This is a genomic window from Microbacterium sp. NPDC055683, from assembly GCF_053617895.1.
The window spans coordinates 11,059-25,658 of record NZ_JBSHGQ010000005.1 but is presented as its reverse complement, the minus strand read 5'-3'; the positions used below and the strand labels follow the sequence as shown (position 1 = coordinate 25,658).

The window sequence follows — 14,600 nt, the reverse complement described above, 5'->3', positions numbered from 1 at the left end:
ATAGATCCGCGTCGTGCCGCCGGCTCCGACGCCGACTCTAGGCTGGGGGGATGGAGCGTGCCGCGGACGGGATCGACGAGACGGCGGAGCGCGCGAAGGCGGCGATCGACGAGACCGTCGCGGAGGCCGAGGCGGTCGCTCGCGACGTCGCGGATACGGTCGACGCCTCCATCGACGAGCTCGTGGACGCGCCCGACGACGGCCGCGTCTCGCGGTTCACGTGGCAGGGCGCCACGCTCATCGCCGAGGAGCGGGGAGCAGGCGAGCCGGTCTTCCTGCTCGTGCACGGCATCGGCATGGGGCGCAAGGTGTTCGGCGACGTCGCTGTGCGTCTGGCCACCCACGGCCGCACGATCGCGATCGATCAGCCCGGATACGGCGAGGCGCCGGAGCCCGAGCGCACTCCCGCGATCGAGCGCGTCGCCGACCTCGTCGCCGCGTTCATCCGCGATCGCGGGCTCGAGCGCCCCGTGCTCGTCGGGCACTCCATGGGCACGCAGGTCGTCGCGGAGGTCGCGGCCCGCCATCCCGAGCTCGCCGGCCCCGTGGTCCTCGTGGCGCCGACCGTCGACCCGTCGGCTCGCCGGGCGCTCCCGCAGCTCGCCCGACTCGGACGCGACCTCCTGGGCGAGAGCGTCAAGGTGCTGCTCCTCGGCGCGCGCGAGTACCTCCGCGCCGGCCCCCACCTCCGTCGCAAGATGCGCGCCATGCTCGCGCATCGGCCGGAGGACGCGTACCCGCGCATCCGCTCGCGCGCCCTCGTCGTCCGCGGTGCCGACGACGTCGTGTGCCCCGAGCCGTGGTGCCGACGCGTCGCGGGGCTGCTTCCCGACGGCGAGCTCGTCGAGATCCCCGGCCATGGACACGAGACGATGATCCGCGACGGCGCGCCCGCGGCCGAGCGCATCCGGGAGTGGCTCGACCGCGGCTGAGGCGGCTCAGAACGGCTGTCGTCGCCGGCGGACACGGCGCAGGAGATCCGCGGCAGGCGGAGTGCCCCGGCCGCGGCACGACGCGGCGCAGCGCGCGTCGGGGCGGTGGATCTCCTGCGGTGTGTCCGGGGCAGCGGTCAGCGGGCCGTGCTCGCGCGCACCACGACCTCGTGCGGAACGACGACGGCGCGCGGCGTGCGCGAGCGGTCGGCCATCCGGCTCTCGAGCAGCGCCAGCACCTCCTCTGCGAGGCGGCGGCGGTCGAAGCGGATGGTCGTGAGCGCGGGGGTCGTGAACCGCGCGGGCTCGATGTCGTCGAAGCCCGTCACGAGCACGTCCTCGGGCACGCGGATGCCGCGCGCGGCGAGCGCGTGCAGCACCCCGACCGCGAGGGAGTCGGTGAAGGCGACGACGGCGTCGAAGGGCGCTCCGCGCTCGACGAGTTCGTCGGCGGCGCGCGCCCCCGCCGCGGTGTTCCACGGGAAGACGGTCGCCTCCCGGTCGGGGTCGGGGGCGATGCCCGCTTCGGCGAGCGCGTCGTGCACGCCGGCCAGGCGCAGGCGGCTCGTCGCGGTCGCGGACTCGCCGCGGCCCCCGCCGCCGACGACCGCGACACGGCGCGCACCCCGGGCGAGCAGGTGCCGGGTGATGTCGCGCGCGGCGGCGCGGCTGTCGACGAGCACGCGGTCGGTGACGTGCTGCTCCACCTCGCCGATGAGGACGACGGGCGGGAGCCGGTCGGCGTGGTCGACGGCGCTGTCCTCGAGGCGGATGGGGTTGAGGATGACGCCGTCGACGAGATGCGCCCGCGCCCGCGACACGAGGGCGTGCTCGCGTGCGGGCTCGGCGGCTGTCTCCTCGATCTGCACGGCGAACCCGCGCTCGTGCGCGACCTCGACGATGCTGTGGACGACCTCGGCCGAGTACGCCGTCGCGAGGTCGGGGAGGGCGAGGGCGATGACGCCGGTGCGCCCGTTGCGGAGCCCGCGCGCGGCGAGATTCGGCACGAAGTCGAGCTCGGCCATGGCGGCCTGCACGCGCTCGATCGTCTCCGGGCGCACGAAGACGGAGCCGGTGACGACGTTCGAGACGGTCTTGGCGGAGACTCCCGCGAGCGCCGCGACATCCTTCATCGTCGCCCTCGCCCCGCCTGCCGCCATCCGCCCAGGATAGCCGCGGCCCCGCTCGCCTCCGCGAGGGCGGCGCCGGAGGAGGAGGCCCCCGGGAATGAAGAACGGCCGCGCCCCGGAGGGCACGGCCGTTCGACGACGGGCGAGGGCGGCTCAGCCGGTGTTCTGCAGGCCGGCGGCGACGCCCGACACCGACAGCAGCAGGAGGCGCTGCTGCTCGGGGTCGGCGTTGCCGCCCGCGGGGGTCTCGCGCAGGGCGCGCAGCGCCCGCAGCTGCAGCAGCGACAGCGCATCGACGTAGGGGCTCCGCAGCTTCACGGCGCGCTGCAGCACGGGCTTGTTCGCGAGCAGACCGTCGCCGCCCGCGATGCGCACCACCCAGTCGCGCGTGAGCGCCATCTCGTCCGAGACGAGCGCGGCGAGGTCGTCGCGGTCGCCGAGGGCGAGGTACTGGCGGGCGATGCGGTCGTCGGCCTTCGCGAGGCTCATGGCGACGTTGTCGATCATCGTGCGGAAGAGCGGCCACTGCGCGTAGGCGTCCTTCAGGAGGGCCTCGTCGCCGACGGCCTCGAGCGCCGTGCCGAGCCCGAACCATCCGGCGAGGTTGATGCGCGCCTGCGTCCAGGCGAAGACCCACGGGATGGCGCGGAGATCCTCGAGCGACTCGACCGACAGGCCGCGGCGCGCGGGGCGCGAGCCCAGCGCGAGCAGGCCGACCTCCTCCATGGGGGTGACGGTCGCGAACCACGGTGCGAAGCCGGGGGCCTTCACGAGCTCGAAGAACCGCGCCCGCGAGGTCGTCTCCATCGTCTGCGCGATGCCCGCGAAGCGCTCGGCCGCCGTGCGGTTGCGCTCCTCGTTCGACGGCGCAGACGCGGTGAGGATGGCCGCGGCGACCTGGTCGACGTGGCGCATCGCGATGTCGGCGTCGCCGTAGCGGGCGAAGATGACCTCGCCCTGCTCCGTGAGCTTGAAGCGGCCGTCGACGGAGTGCGGCGGCTGCGCGAGGATGGCGCTGTTCGCCGGGCCGCCGCCTCGGCCGAGTGCGCCGCCGCGGCCGTGGAAGAGGGTCAGCTCGATGCGCTGCTCCTGTGCCCACGCGGCGATGGCGGCCTGCGCCTCGTAGAGGGCGAGGTTCGCGGCGACGGGGCCGACATCCTTCGACGAGTCGGAGTAGCCGAGCATGACCTCGAGCCGGCGGCCGGTGGCGTCGAGGCGCGACGCGAACTCGGGATGGCCCACGATCTCCGCGAGGATGCCCGGGGCCGCCTGCAGGTCGGCGAACGTCTCGAAGAGCGGGATGACGTCGAGGACGGGCACGGTCCCCGTCTCGCCGACGGCGTACCGTGCGAGACGGTGCACGTTCGCGAGGTCGTCGGCCGACTGGGTGAACGACACGATGTAGCGGCCGGCCGCACGGGGTCCGAAGCGCTCCTGGATGTAGGAGATGGCACGGAAGACCTCGAGCACCTCCTCCGTCAGCTCGCTGCGGGCGCCGCCCGCGTCGAGCTCGGCGAGCACCTTGGCGTGCACGGCGGAGTGCTGGCGCACCTCGAGCTCCGCGAGGTGGAAGCCGTAGGTCTCCACCTGCCAGATGAGCTCCTGCAGCGCGCCGTAGGCCTGGCGGGCCGCACCGGCGGCGGCGAGCGACTGCTGCACGACGCGCAGGTCGGCGAGGAAGTGCTCGGGGTCGCGGTAGGCGAGGTCGGCGTCGCGCGTGCGGGTCGCGGTGATCTTGCGCGCGAGGAGGAGCAGGATGCGCCGGTGCGGCTCGTTGGGGGAGCGCTTGGCGACCTCGGCGGCGGTGTCCTCGTCGGCGCTGCGCAGCCGCTCCCACAGGGCGAGCAGCTCGTCGCTGGGCGGCGTGGTCGTCGCATCGAGCGTGAGGCCGCGGCCGACGCGCTGGGTGGCGCGCTCGAGCCCGAGCAGCACGTGCTCGCTCGCGATCGCCGCCGCCTTGCGGCTGATCTTGGCGGTGACGAAGGGGTTGCCGTCGCGGTCGCCGCCGACCCAGGTGCCGACCCGCACGAAGGGGCGCACGACGGGGGCGCGGTCGCCGCCGTCCGCGCCCTGCAGGGCGTCGTCGACGCGACGGTAGATCTCGGGGACGGAGGTGAAGAGGGTGTCGTCGAACACCGCCATGACGGCCCGCACCTCGTCCTTCGGCGACGGCTTCTCGGGACGGATGGGCGCGGTGCGCCACAGCGTGTCGATCTCCTCGAGCATGAGGCGCCGCGTGCGCTGCTCGGCCGACCCGCCCTGCGGAGCGGTCGAGAGGTCGTCGACGAGTCCCGACAGGCGGCGGATGCTCGTGGAGACGGCGCGGCGCCGCGCCTCGGTGGGGTGCGCGGTGAAGACGGGGTGGAAGCGCAGCGCCTGCAGACGGTCGCGCGCCGCATCCTCGCCGATCTCCGCGGAGAGCTCGGCGTAGGCGCCCGCGATCGTGCCGCGCGGGTCGCGCTCCGGCTGCCCGTCGCGTTCGCGCAGCACGCGCACGCGGTGCTTCTCCTCCGCGAGGTTCACGAGGTGGAAGTAGCACGTGAACGCGCGCGCGACCTCGTCTGCACGGGCGACCGTGAAGGCGTCGGCGATCGCCACGGCACGGTCGAACGCCTCGGGGGAGGGGTCGGTGTAGGCGTGGATGGTGGCGGTGCGCAGGCGCTCGACGTCCTCGAAGAGGCCGGTCGAGCCGCTCTCGCGCAGCACCTGCCCGAGCAGCGATCCGAGCAGGCGCACATCCGCGCGCATCTGCTCGGGGATCTCCTGCTCGGCCTCCAGCCGCCCGACGGCGTCGAGTACTTCCGTGGGTGTGGGATCGTGCATGACTCAACGGTATCGCCCGTCTGTTGCCGCTTTGTCACGGCCGGTCACCCGCGGCAACGTGCGCGGAGCCGTCGGGTGCGCCCGCTCTGCGCGGGGTGCGCTGTCGAGTCCCCGCCGCGTGTGCGGAACGGCCGGTGGAGGCCGGTGGGCGTTGCGCAACCTGCGCATCGGTGTGCGTCCGGGAGGACGCGGCGAGTGCGACGGAGCGTCAGGCGAGCGCGTCGACGACGGCCCGTTCCACGGCGGCGCGGACGCGCTCGACGTGCGGTGCGAGCGCTCCGGGTCTCCGGGTGAGGAACAGCGTGTTGATCGGCGGGTCGTCGGTCGGCGCCAGGTCGACGAGGCGGCCGTCGGCCAGGTCGTCGCGGCACAGATGCAGGGGCAGCGCGGTGGCTCCGGCGCCCGCGACGGCCGCGCGCCGCAGGGCGCGCAGATCGGGCGCGATCACGGCGGGCTCGCGCTCGAGGCGCGCGCCGAGCACATGGCGCCAGACGCGGCGGAGGATGGGCACGTCGTGCGCGTAGGAGAGGAGGGGAGTGTCGTCGAGGGGCGCCGTCGCCCAGCGCGGTGCCGCGACGAGCACGAAGACCTCGTCGGAGAGAGGCGCGGAGACGACGGAGCGCCCGCGCGGACGCTCGGAGGCGACGACGAGGTCGAGGGCGCCGGCCCGCAGGGCGTCGACGAGCGCGGCGCTCAGGCCGGGTGTCGTGTGCACGCGGACGCCGTCGGCGACGAGCGGGGCGAGCGCCGGCGCGACGATCTCCGCCAGCAGCTCGGCCGCCCCGCCCACGCGCACGGGCGGCTGCGGCGAGCGCGCGCCGTCGCCTCCGCCCAGCGCCGCGGCGACTCCCGCGAAGGGCGCAGCCAGCCGCGCGGCGAGCGCGTCGGCGTGCGGGGTCGGGATGACGCCGCGCGCACCGCGTTCGAACAGGCGCTGGCCCTGGGCGCGCTCGAGCGCCTGCAGCTGCGCGGTCACGGCCGGCTGGGTGAGACCGAGTGTGCGAGCCGCGCCCGAGAGCGATCCCGCGGCGTGGATGGCGAGGAACGCGCGCCACAGCGGGAGGTCGTCCAGGCCATCAGAGGAGTTATGGGTCATATCGCCAAGCTATCGGAAGGGGTGATGACCGCGGGTCGTTCGACCCATCGAGGCCCACGAGGGCCGCCGAGATCGAGGAGACCCCATGTCCACCGTCCTGTTCGTCGTCACGGGTGCCCGCACCCTGACCCTCTCCGACGGCTCCGCCCACCCGACCGGGTTCTGGGCGGAGGAACTGCTCGCCCCCTACCGCCTGCTCGTCGAGGCCGGCCACGACGTCGTGTTCGCGACGCCCGGCGGGGTCGCGCCCGTCGCCGACTCCGCATCGCTCGCCGAGGGCGACGCCGCGGCGCTCGCCGCCATCCCGGGCCTCGCCCGCCCCCGCCGCCTGGACGACGTCGGCGCGTTCGACGCTGTGTTCTACCCGGGCGGGCACGGCCCGATGGCCGACCTCGCGACCGATGCCGTCTCGGGTGCCCTCCTCTCGCAGGCGCTCGACGCCGGGATCCCCACCGCCCTCGTGTGCCATGGCCTCGCGGCGCTGCTCGCGGCGACGCGGGAAGACGGCGCGCTCGCCGCGGCGGGCCGGACGGTCGCCGCGTTCACCGACGCCGAGGAGCGGCAGGGCGGGCTCGGCGAGCGCGCACCCTGGCTGCTCGAGAAGGCGCTGCGCGACCGCGGCGTCGTCGTCGACGCAGCGGAGCCGTGGGCCGATCACGTCGTCGTCGACGGGCCGCTCGTGACGGGGCAGAACCCGCAGTCATCGGCGTCGGTCGCACGCGCCCTGCTCGAGCGCCTCTGAGCCGGATGGCCCGGCCCGCGCGGACGGGCCGGGCCATCCGCCTCAGACGAGCGCGTCGGCGTGACGTGCGCAGGGAGCGGAGTCGCCGCATCCCCCGCAGAGGACGACGCGCACCTGGCAGGCGTCGTCCACGCAGTCGACCATCCGGTCGGTCGCCGTGCCGCATGACGTGCACTGCGAGATGACGGCGGCGCCCGACCCGAAGGTCATCGACTCGCGTCCGTCGAAGACGTACAGCGAGCCCTCCCACAGGCCGGTGTTGCCGAAGGTCTCCCCGTAGCGCACGATGCCGCCGTCGAGCTGGTACACCTCGCCGAAGCCGCGCGCCGTCATGAGGCTCGACAGCACCTCGCAGCGGATGCCGCCCGTGCAGTACGTCACGACCGGCTTGCCCTTGAGGTCGTCGTAGCGGCCGGAGTCGAGCTCGGCGATGAAGTCGCGCGTCGTCGCGACGTCGGGCACGACGGCGTTCTTGAACCGCCCGATCGCCGCCTCGAAGGCGTTGCGTCCGTCGAAGAAGACGACCTCGTCGCCGCGCTCCTCGACGAGCTTGTGGAGCGCACCGGGGGTCAGATGGGTGCCGCCGCCCACGACGCCGTCCGCGTCGACGCGGAGCTCGCCCGGCGCGCCGAACGAGACGATCTCGTCGCGCACCTTGACGGACATCCGGGGGAAGTCGAGGCTGCGGCCCTCCGCGTCGAGACCGGAGCCCGACGACCACTTGAACTCGATGCGCGCGAACGGCGCGTAGTCCTTCGTCTTTCGGATGTAGCGCTTCAGGGCGTCCATGTCGCCGCCGACGGTGCCGTTGATGCCGTCCTTCGACAGCAGGATGCGTCCGCGCAGCCCCAGCAGCTCGCACAGATCGCGCTGCCAGAGGCGCACGGCCTCGGGATCGGCGATCGGCGTGAACAGGTAGTAGAGGAGGATCTTCGCGGGCACGCCTCCAGGGTAGGGCGGATGGCCGTGAGGACGCCGGTCGCGCGATCGTCAAGGCCCTCGCGCGGGGCGTGTGCGTGGGCGCTACCGTGAGCGCATGACGTTCAACGAGAACGCGAACGTGGGCGGCAATCGCGCGCGCCGCCGCGGGCGCACGGCAGCGGTGGCAGGGGGCGGGGTGGCGGGCCTCGGCGTGATCGGAGTGCTCGTGCTCGGGCTCCTCACGGGCGGCGACTTCGGATCCCTCCTCGGGCTGCTCTCGCCCGACGGCGGCACGACGACGGGCGGCTCCGGCGAGGGGTCGGCCATCGCGGACTGCGAGACGGGGCAGGACGCCAACGAGGACGACGACTGCCGCCTCGCGGCGGGCTCCCTCGCGCTCGACCAGTTCTGGGGCGACACGCTCGCGGATGCGTACCGCGAGCCCGGGCTCGTCATCGTCGACGGCCAGACGGCGACGTCGTGCGGGACGGCGTCGAACGCCGCCGGCCCGTTCTACTGCCCGCCCGACGAGACGGTGTACGTCGACCCGACGTTCTTCTCGCTGCTGCGGGAGCGGTACGACGCCCAGGCGGGGCCGCTCGCGCAGCTGTACGTTCTCGCGCACGAGTGGGGCCACCACATCCAGAACCTCGAGGGCACGCTCTCGGAGCACCAGAGCTCGGCCACGGGTCCGGAGAGCGACGGCGTCCGCACGGAGCTGCAGGCCGACTGCTTCGCGGGTGCCTGGGTGGGCGACATGACGGACCAGGTCGACGAGAACGGGGTGCCCTATCTCGAGGCGCCGACGCAGGCCCAGCTCGCCGACGCGCTGGATGCGGCGTCGGCCGTGGGCGACGACCACATCCAGGAGCAGTCGGGCGGATTCGTGAACCCGGAGAGCTGGAGCCACGGCTCGAGCGAGCAGCGCATGCGGTGGTTCCAGACCGGCTACGCGTCCGGGGTCTCGGCCTGCGACACATTCGCCGTGGAGGGCGACGAGCTGTGAGGCCGCCGCGGTCGCTATCCTGACCGCCATGACCACCCGAGTGCCGGGGATGCCGCGCCTGCGGCTCACCCCGATGCAGCCCCGCGATCCCCATCAGCCGCACCGTGCCGCGACCTCTCTCGAGCTGTTCTTCGACCTCGTCTTCGTCGTCGCCGTGAGCACGGCGGCCGTGCAGCTGCACCACGAGCTCGCCGAGGGGCACGTCGCCAACGGCCTGCTCTCATACGGGCTCGTCTTCTTCGCGATCTGGTGGGCGTGGATGAACTTCACGTGGTTCGCCACGTCGTTCGACACCGACGACTGGCTCTACCGCGTGCTGACGATCGTGCAGATGAGCGGCGTGCTCGTGCTCGCGGCGGGCATCCCGCAGGCGTTCCACGGCGACTTCGTCATCCCCGTGCTCGGGTACGTCGTCATGCGCATCGCGATGGTGACGCAGTGGCTGCGCGCGTCGAAGGGGGCCGGAGGCGCGCGGCGTGCGACGCGCATCTACGCCGCCGGCATCGCGGCCGTGCAGGTGTACTGGGTGCTGACGCTGCTGCTGCCGCACGGGGCGCCGTTCACGATCGCGTTCCTCATCGGCGTCGCGCTCGAGCTGGCCATCCCGATCGTCGCCGAGCGCTCGGGGCAGACGCCGTGGCATCCGCACCACATCACCGAGCGGTACGGGCTGTTCACGCTCATCCTGCTCGGCGAGAGCCTGCTGGCGTCGGCGAACGCGATCATCGAGGCGCTCGAGGAGGTCGAGACGCTCGGCCCGCTCATCTCGATCGCCGTGCTCACGGTGGTCGTGACGGCGGCGCTGTGGTGGATCTACTTCTGGCCGCCGCACCATCGCGCGATCGGGGCGCTCGGGCAATCCATCCGCTACGGGTACGTGCACTACTTCGTGTTCGCGGCGGCGGGGGCGTTCTCGGCCGGCATCGAGGTCGAGATCGACGCGCTGACGGGCCACAGCGCCCTGACGGGCGTCGCGGCGTCGTTCACCGTGACGGTGCCGATCGCCGTGTTCGTGCTCGGCATCTGGTGGATCGCGATCCGGCAGAACGCCGACCGCGTCGTGAACGTCGCCGTGCCGGCGGGCGCCGTGCTCGTGCTCCTCGATCCCGTCCTGCCGATCCCCGTGGCGCTGACGGCGCTGATCCTGGTCGTCGTCGTCGTGGTGCTCGTGCTGCGGCCTCCCGTGGGCGCCGGCGAGCGCCATCCGTCGTGACGGCCGCCCTGGCGGCGGTGCCGACGACGCGGCTACAGTGACGCCGTGACCACCCTCGTCCTCACCGTCATCGGCGACGATCGCGCCGGCCTCGTCGCGGCGATCGCCGACGTCGTCGACGCCCACGGGGGCAACTGGGAGACCAGCCGCCTCGCCGAGCTCGACGGAACGTTCGCGGGCGTCGTGCAGGTGTCGGTGCCGTCCGAGCGGGTCGACGCGCTGCGCGAGGGGCTCGACGCGCTCGACGGGCTGCTCACCGTCGTCGTGCGCACGGGATCGGATGGCAGCGGGGCGGATGGCGCGGGACGCTCCGTGACGCTCCGCGTGCTGGGGGACGACCGCCCGGGGATCGTGCGGGAGGTGTCGTCGGCGCTGCGCGCGCACGGGCTCAGCATCGAGAGCATGGCGACGGAGACGCGGGACGCCGCGATGGCGGGCGGTCGGCTGTTCGAGGCGACCGCCGCCGTGCGCGTGGCGGACGATGCGGAGCTGGATGCGGCGATCGGCGAGCTGGAGGGGATTGCGGCCGACATCCAGGTCGATCTGCTGCCCGCCGAGTAGTCGCGCGGTCAGGCCGAGGCGCGCACCTCGAAGGTGCTGTCGCCCTGCGGTTCGGCGTCGTCGACGTCGAGGCCGTCCACGCGCGACCCGACGGGGCCGGAGCGCATCCAGGCAAGGACGGCGTCGACGGCGGGGGCCGCCCCCTCCAGCTCGGCCTCGACGCGATCGGAGCCGACGTTGCGGACCCAGCCCGCGACATCCCGCCGTTCGGCTTGCCGCGCTGTGCTCCAGCGGAAGCCGACTCCCTGCACGACGCCGCGGACGACCACATGCACGCGCTTCATGCGGGCCATCCTCGCATCGGATCAGTCGAGCGAGAAGGGGCGGCCCTCCGAGACGGAGATGGCGTAGGCGCGGACGAGCTCAGGCGTCGCGCCGGGCGTGAGCTGCTCGACGACGGGCGCCGCGTGCGCGACGATCTCGTCGACGGGCCGGCCCGTCCACTCGCGGCGGAAGTCGGCGTCCTGCGTGAACCAGATGAGACTCATGAACCCACCGTCGCATGGGCGGGTGCCGGACGTCGCGGGGTTGACGTGGGTAAGAAGGGGTTCCCTCTTCGAGCCTGAGCGTTCAGTATGGGTTGCGGGGGAATCACATATGCAGTCTGAAGACGACACGCAGCACGACCAGGCGCAGCGGAGGGAGCGGCCGCCGAGGCCGCGTCGCATGGCGCACGTGGGCGTCGCGGCGGCAGCCGCACTCGCCATCGCCACGGGAGCGGGGGCGCTCGCCGTGGCCGTGCCGACGGCCGAGAGCGCGCCTGTCGCAGCCGTCTCGATCGCCGCCGTGCCGGAGGTCTCCGACGACCACGAGGTGCCCGAGTCGCCTACGGCCGGGTTCTCGGATGCCGCGGCGCAGTTCGCCGCGGGATCCGTGGTCGAGCTCCCCGAGCTCGCCTCGAGTTCGTACGGTGCGACGACGATGGACGAGCTGACGAAGGCGCAGAAGAAGGCGCGCGAGGCGCTCATCCGCTCGGCGATCGAGTCGGGCCTCGACGTCGACCTCTCGCGGCTCGACGAGAAGGGGCTCACCTCGATCGGGCGGTTCCTCTGGCCCGTGAAGGACTACGTGCTCACCGACCAGTTCGGCGCGCGGAACGGCAAGCACATGGGCATGGACATCGCCGCAGCGGGCGGCACGCCCATCACGGCCGCATCGCCCGGTGTCGTCGTCGTGTCGAGCGAGGGCTACTACGGGTACGGCGTGGCGGTCATCATCCAGCACGTGAACGGCGTGCAGACGCTCTACGGGCACATGACGTACGGCAGCCGAGTCGTCGAGGAGGGCGACTGGGTGGAGGCCGGCGATCCGATCGGCCAGGTCGGGAACACGGGCCACAGCTTCGGCGACCACCTGCACTTCGAGGTGCGGGTCAAGGGCGTGCCGGTCGACCCGCGCATCTACCTCGACGGGGCGGGCACACCCGACGACGTGAAGCCGTGGACGCCCACGGGCGGCGGCCAGCCCGCCGGAACGACGCCGTCGGCTGTGCCCTCGGAGCCGGGGACTCCGACGACCGCTCCTCCGACGACGGCTCCGGGAACGCCGAAGCCGAGCGCTCCCGGGACGCCGACGCCGACGAGTCCTTCGTCGCCGTCCCCGTCTCCGTCGACCCCTCCGACGACGGCTCCTCCGACGACCGCGCCTCCGACGACGGCGCCTCCGACGACCGCGCCTCCGACGACAGCGCCGCCTACGACCGCGCCGCCGACGACGGCGCCTCCGACGACGGCGCCGCCCGAGACGAGCGAGCCGACGCAGCCGCCGGCAACGACGGAGCCTCCCGCCGAGACGCAGCCGCCCGCGACCTCCACCCCTCCTGCGGAGACGACGACGCCCGCGCCGTCGACATCGCCGTCGAGCACGACCGCCCCGTCGGCGGCGCCGCTTCCTGAGCTCGACATCACGTTCGCTCCGACGGAGTCGCCGGCTGAGTGAGCGCCGCCCGGTCAACTACAAGGGGCGGGGAGGGTCGGGCGTCTCGTCGCGCTTCGGTCGCTCAACGGCCAGAGGCCGGAGCATGCCATCAAGGCAAAGCAAAACCCCCGCCATGTAGAAGCTAGGCGAGGGTTTCTGGGACCGTTGTAACGACGGTCCGTGTGGCTCCGACGGGCGTCGATCCCGTGACCTCACGATTTTCAGTCGTGCGCTCTACCAACTGAGCTACAGAGCCGTGCAGCATGTCTGCCGCTTCCTACCCGAAAGGCCTCCTCGAGAGGAGGCCTTTCGTTGTGGAGCGACCCTGACGGGACTTGAACCCGCGACCTCCGCCGTGACAGGGCGGCACGCTAACCAACTGCGCTACAGGGCCATGATCGTGCTTTCGCACACCGTTTTCAATTGTATCAGCTCGTGTGACCCCAACGGGATTCGAACCCGTGCTACCGCCGTGAAAGGGCGGCGTCCTAGGCCGCTAAACGATGGGGCCGGGGGTGAACCACCGGGGCTCACGCTTGCCGACGATCCAGCATACGCAGACGAGGATGAAAAATCCAAACTCCACCCGCGCGCCGGGCGTGCCGCGGCCAGGATGGCCCTCAGGATGGGTGGCGAACCATGCCCCGGGGCCGAACTCGGGAGTGCTGGATGTGACGCTTGTTGTTACTGTTACCTGTGTGATTCGCGCGGAAAGGGGTGTCATGGGCGCCGAAGAGACTGCCTCGGAGGCGTGCGACTGCGCTCCCACCGCCGCGGAGCGCCGCACGCTCTGGAACCCCGTCTCCCGACGCAACGCCCTCGTCTTCGGCGCGCTCGGCATCGCGACGGCCTCCGCGCTCGTCGCGACGAGCCCCTTCGGCCCCGCCGTCGGCGCAGCGCACGCGGTCACCTACAACCCCGACGACTACCCCACGTGGGACGACGTCGAGGCGGCCCGCAACGACGAGTCGGCGAAGGCCGCAGAGGTCTCCCGCATCGAGGGCCTCATCGCCGGTCTCGAGCAGCGCGTCGCCGAGACCCAGGCCGCCGCGAAGGCCGCCGCTGACGAGCTCTACGAAGCCCAGCAGGCGCTCTTCGAGGCCTCGTACCGCGCCGACGAGCTGCAGCGCCAGGCCGACGAGCAGGCTGTGAAGGCGGATGAGGCCGCCGCGACCGCCGCGCGCCTCGCCGCCCAGCTCGCCCGCTCCGGCGGCGACGACACCTCCCTCGAGGTGCTCTTCGCGGGCTCCGCCGAGAACGCCGACCAGCTCCTCACGCAGCTCGGCCAGATGGACAAGCTCATCGAGCGCAACGAGTCGGTGTATGCCGCCGCCGTTGCCGCCCGAGACTCCGCCCAGTCGCTGAGCGACCAGGCGCAGGTCGCCCGCGACGAGCGCGACCGCCTCCAGAAGATCGCGGAGGAGAAGCTCGTCGCCGCCCAGGAGGCGCAGGCCGCCGCAGAGCAGGCCCTCGCCGACCAGGAGGCCAACCTCATCACGCTCGAGGCGCAGCTCGCGGCCCTCAAGGACACCACCGACAAGACCGTCGCGGAGTACCAGGAGGGCGTCGAGGCCAAGAAGGCCTACGAGGAGGAGCAGCGCCGCATCGCCGAGCAGCGCGCCCGCGAGGAGGCCGAGCGCCAGCGCAAGGCCCTCGAGGAGCAGCAGCGCCAGCTCGAGGAGCAGCGCCGCCAGCAGGAGCAACAGCAGCAGCAGAACAACAGCGGCGGCGGTGGCGGCGGATCGGAAGCTCCGGCGAGCACGGGCGGTGGCGGCGGGTCGTCGACGCCCGCCGCCAACGGATGGTCGCACCCGCACCCCGGCGCGACCCGCACCTCAGGCTACGGATGGCGCTCGCAGATCTGCGGCTCCAGCTACTGCTCCACCTCGTTCCACGCGGGCGTCGACCTCGCGTCGGGCTGCGGATCGGGCATCTACGCCGCCCACTCGGGAACCGTGGTCTACGCCGGCTACAACGGCGGCTACGGCAACTACATCAAGATCGACAACGGCGACGGCGTCGGCACGGGCTACGCCCACATCGTCGACGGCGGCGTCCTCGTCGGATACGGCCAGTGGGTGAACGCGGGCGACCTCATCGCCCTCGAGGGCAACACCGGCAACTCCTTCGGCTGCCACCTCCACTACGAGGTCTACCTGAACGGCGCGACGACCAACCCCATCGACTACATGGCGGGCGTCGGCATCTACGTCTGACGACCCGGATACGCGAAGGGCGCCTGCCGATCGGCAGGCGCCC

13 protein-coding genes and 3 tRNA genes are annotated in these 14,600 nt (G+C 72.9%); 7 read left to right on the top strand and 9 right to left on the bottom strand.

The window, feature by feature from the left end:
• The first annotated feature begins 50 nt into the window (after positions 1 to 50).
• Positions 51 to 932 carry an alpha/beta fold hydrolase gene (locus ACWGPF_RS03420; RefSeq protein ID WP_452331485.1) on the top strand — a complete coding sequence of 294 codons (882 nt, stop codon included), beginning with the start codon at positions 51 to 53 and terminating at the stop codon, positions 930 to 932.
• A 137-nt stretch (positions 933 to 1,069) separates the two neighbouring features.
• Here ACWGPF_RS03420 and ACWGPF_RS03415 read toward each other — a convergent pair whose 3' ends face one another.
• The 3 genes from ACWGPF_RS03415 to ACWGPF_RS03405 form a co-directional block, all read right to left on the bottom strand.
• Complete coding sequence (locus tag ACWGPF_RS03415) at positions 1,070 to 2,092, bottom strand: LacI family DNA-binding transcriptional regulator (protein WP_452331484.1); 1,023 nt, start codon at positions 2,090 to 2,092, stop codon at positions 1,070 to 1,072.
• Between the two features lie 123 nt (positions 2,093 to 2,215).
• Positions 2,216 to 4,885 carry a phosphoenolpyruvate carboxylase gene (locus ACWGPF_RS03410; RefSeq protein WP_452331483.1) on the bottom strand — a complete coding sequence of 890 codons (2,670 nt, stop codon included), beginning with the start codon at positions 4,883 to 4,885 and terminating at the stop codon, positions 2,216 to 2,218.
• Positions 4,886 to 5,093: 208 nt separating this feature from the next.
• Positions 5,094 to 5,981 carry a LysR family transcriptional regulator gene (locus ACWGPF_RS03405; RefSeq protein WP_452331482.1) on the bottom strand — a complete coding sequence of 296 codons (888 nt, stop codon included), beginning with the start codon at positions 5,979 to 5,981 and terminating at the stop codon, positions 5,094 to 5,096.
• 85 nt (positions 5,982 to 6,066) lie between these two features.
• On the opposite strand from ACWGPF_RS03405, the gene ACWGPF_RS03400 reads away from it, so the two are divergent.
• A complete protein-coding gene (locus ACWGPF_RS03400) occupies positions 6,067 to 6,723 on the top strand; it encodes a type 1 glutamine amidotransferase domain-containing protein (protein WP_452331481.1) in 657 nt (218 codons plus the stop codon).
• Positions 6,724 to 6,765: 42 nt separating this feature from the next.
• On the opposite strand, the gene trhO is transcribed toward ACWGPF_RS03400, so the two are convergent.
• Positions 6,766 to 7,665, bottom strand: a complete 900-nt coding sequence (gene trhO / locus ACWGPF_RS03395; RefSeq protein ID WP_452331480.1) for an oxygen-dependent tRNA uridine(34) hydroxylase TrhO — start codon at positions 7,663 to 7,665, stop codon at positions 6,766 to 6,768.
• Positions 7,666 to 7,759: 94 nt separating this feature from the next.
• Here trhO and ypfJ point away from each other — a divergent pair, with 94 nt between their 5' ends.
• Genes ypfJ through ACWGPF_RS03380 form a run of 3 tightly spaced genes read left to right on the top strand, consistent with a single transcriptional unit; the run spans position 7,760 to position 10,424 of the window.
• Positions 7,760 to 8,650, top strand: coding sequence for a KPN_02809 family neutral zinc metallopeptidase (ypfJ, locus tag ACWGPF_RS03390; RefSeq protein ID WP_452331479.1), 891 nt, complete (start codon positions 7,760 to 7,762; stop codon positions 8,648 to 8,650).
• Positions 8,651 to 8,678: 28 nt separating this feature from the next.
• Complete coding sequence (locus ACWGPF_RS03385) at positions 8,679 to 9,863, top strand: low temperature requirement protein A (protein ID WP_452331478.1); 1,185 nt, start codon at positions 8,679 to 8,681, stop codon at positions 9,861 to 9,863.
• A 45-nt stretch (positions 9,864 to 9,908) separates the two neighbouring features.
• Positions 9,909 to 10,424 carry a glycine cleavage system protein R gene (locus tag ACWGPF_RS03380; RefSeq protein ID WP_452331477.1) on the top strand — a complete coding sequence of 172 codons (516 nt, stop codon included), beginning with the start codon at positions 9,909 to 9,911 and terminating at the stop codon, positions 10,422 to 10,424.
• Positions 10,425 to 10,432: 8 nt separating this feature from the next.
• On the opposite strand, the gene ACWGPF_RS03375 is transcribed toward ACWGPF_RS03380, so the two are convergent.
• Positions 10,433 to 10,708, bottom strand: a complete 276-nt coding sequence (locus ACWGPF_RS03375; protein WP_452331476.1) for an acylphosphatase — start codon at positions 10,706 to 10,708, stop codon at positions 10,433 to 10,435.
• Between the two features lie 21 nt (positions 10,709 to 10,729).
• Entirely contained in the window at positions 10,730 to 10,912 is a 183-nt protein-coding gene (locus tag ACWGPF_RS03370) for a hypothetical protein (protein ID WP_345438348.1), read from the bottom strand.
• A gap of 178 nt (positions 10,913 to 11,090) precedes the next feature.
• Between ACWGPF_RS03370 and ACWGPF_RS03365 the strand changes: the two genes are divergently transcribed.
• Positions 11,091 to 12,362, top strand: a complete 1,272-nt coding sequence (locus ACWGPF_RS03365) for a peptidoglycan DD-metalloendopeptidase family protein (protein ID WP_452331475.1) — start codon at positions 11,091 to 11,093, stop codon at positions 12,360 to 12,362.
• A 162-nt stretch (positions 12,363 to 12,524) separates the two neighbouring features.
• On the opposite strand, the gene ACWGPF_RS03360 is transcribed toward ACWGPF_RS03365, so the two are convergent.
• From ACWGPF_RS03360 to ACWGPF_RS03350, 3 genes are all read right to left on the bottom strand, one after another.
• A tRNA-Phe gene (locus ACWGPF_RS03360) sits at positions 12,525 to 12,597 on the bottom strand.
• Positions 12,598 to 12,661: 64 nt separating this feature from the next.
• Positions 12,662 to 12,735 (bottom strand) — tRNA-Asp (locus ACWGPF_RS03355).
• A 44-nt stretch (positions 12,736 to 12,779) separates the two neighbouring features.
• Positions 12,780 to 12,852, bottom strand: a tRNA-Glu gene (locus tag ACWGPF_RS03350).
• Positions 12,853 to 13,063: 211 nt separating this feature from the next.
• Between ACWGPF_RS03350 and ACWGPF_RS03345 the strand changes: the two genes are divergently transcribed.
• Positions 13,064 to 14,557, top strand: coding sequence for a peptidoglycan DD-metalloendopeptidase family protein (locus ACWGPF_RS03345; protein ID WP_452331474.1), 1,494 nt, complete (start codon positions 13,064 to 13,066; stop codon positions 14,555 to 14,557).
• Positions 14,558 to 14,600 lie beyond the last annotated feature (43 nt).

What these genes read in the sequence shown, in the direction of transcription:
- ACWGPF_RS03375 (WP_452331476.1), bottom strand. Translation starts at nt 10,708, where the DNA reads ATGAAGCGCGTGCATGTGGTCGTCCGCGGCGTCGTGCAGGGAGTCGGC.
- ACWGPF_RS03410 (WP_452331483.1), bottom strand. Translation starts at nt 4,885, where the DNA reads ATGCACGATCCCACACCCACGGAAGTACTCGACGCCGTCGGGCGGCTG.
- ACWGPF_RS03365 (WP_452331475.1), top strand. Translation starts at nt 11,091, where the DNA reads ATGGCGCACGTGGGCGTCGCGGCGGCAGCCGCACTCGCCATCGCCACG.
- ypfJ (WP_452331479.1), top strand. Translation starts at nt 7,760, where the DNA reads ATGACGTTCAACGAGAACGCGAACGTGGGCGGCAATCGCGCGCGCCGC.
- ACWGPF_RS03415 (WP_452331484.1), bottom strand. Translation starts at nt 2,092, where the DNA reads ATGGCGGCAGGCGGGGCGAGGGCGACGATGAAGGATGTCGCGGCGCTC.
- ACWGPF_RS03385 (WP_452331478.1), top strand. Translation starts at nt 8,679, where the DNA reads ATGACCACCCGAGTGCCGGGGATGCCGCGCCTGCGGCTCACCCCGATG.
- ACWGPF_RS03405 (WP_452331482.1), bottom strand. Translation starts at nt 5,981, where the DNA reads ATGACCCATAACTCCTCTGATGGCCTGGACGACCTCCCGCTGTGGCGC.
- ACWGPF_RS03420 (WP_452331485.1), top strand. Translation starts at nt 51, where the DNA reads ATGGAGCGTGCCGCGGACGGGATCGACGAGACGGCGGAGCGCGCGAAG.
- ACWGPF_RS03370 (WP_345438348.1), bottom strand. Translation starts at nt 10,912, where the DNA reads ATGAGTCTCATCTGGTTCACGCAGGACGCCGACTTCCGCCGCGAGTGG.
- ACWGPF_RS03345 (WP_452331474.1), top strand. Translation starts at nt 13,064, where the DNA reads ATGGGCGCCGAAGAGACTGCCTCGGAGGCGTGCGACTGCGCTCCCACC.
- ACWGPF_RS03400 (WP_452331481.1), top strand. Translation starts at nt 6,067, where the DNA reads ATGTCCACCGTCCTGTTCGTCGTCACGGGTGCCCGCACCCTGACCCTC.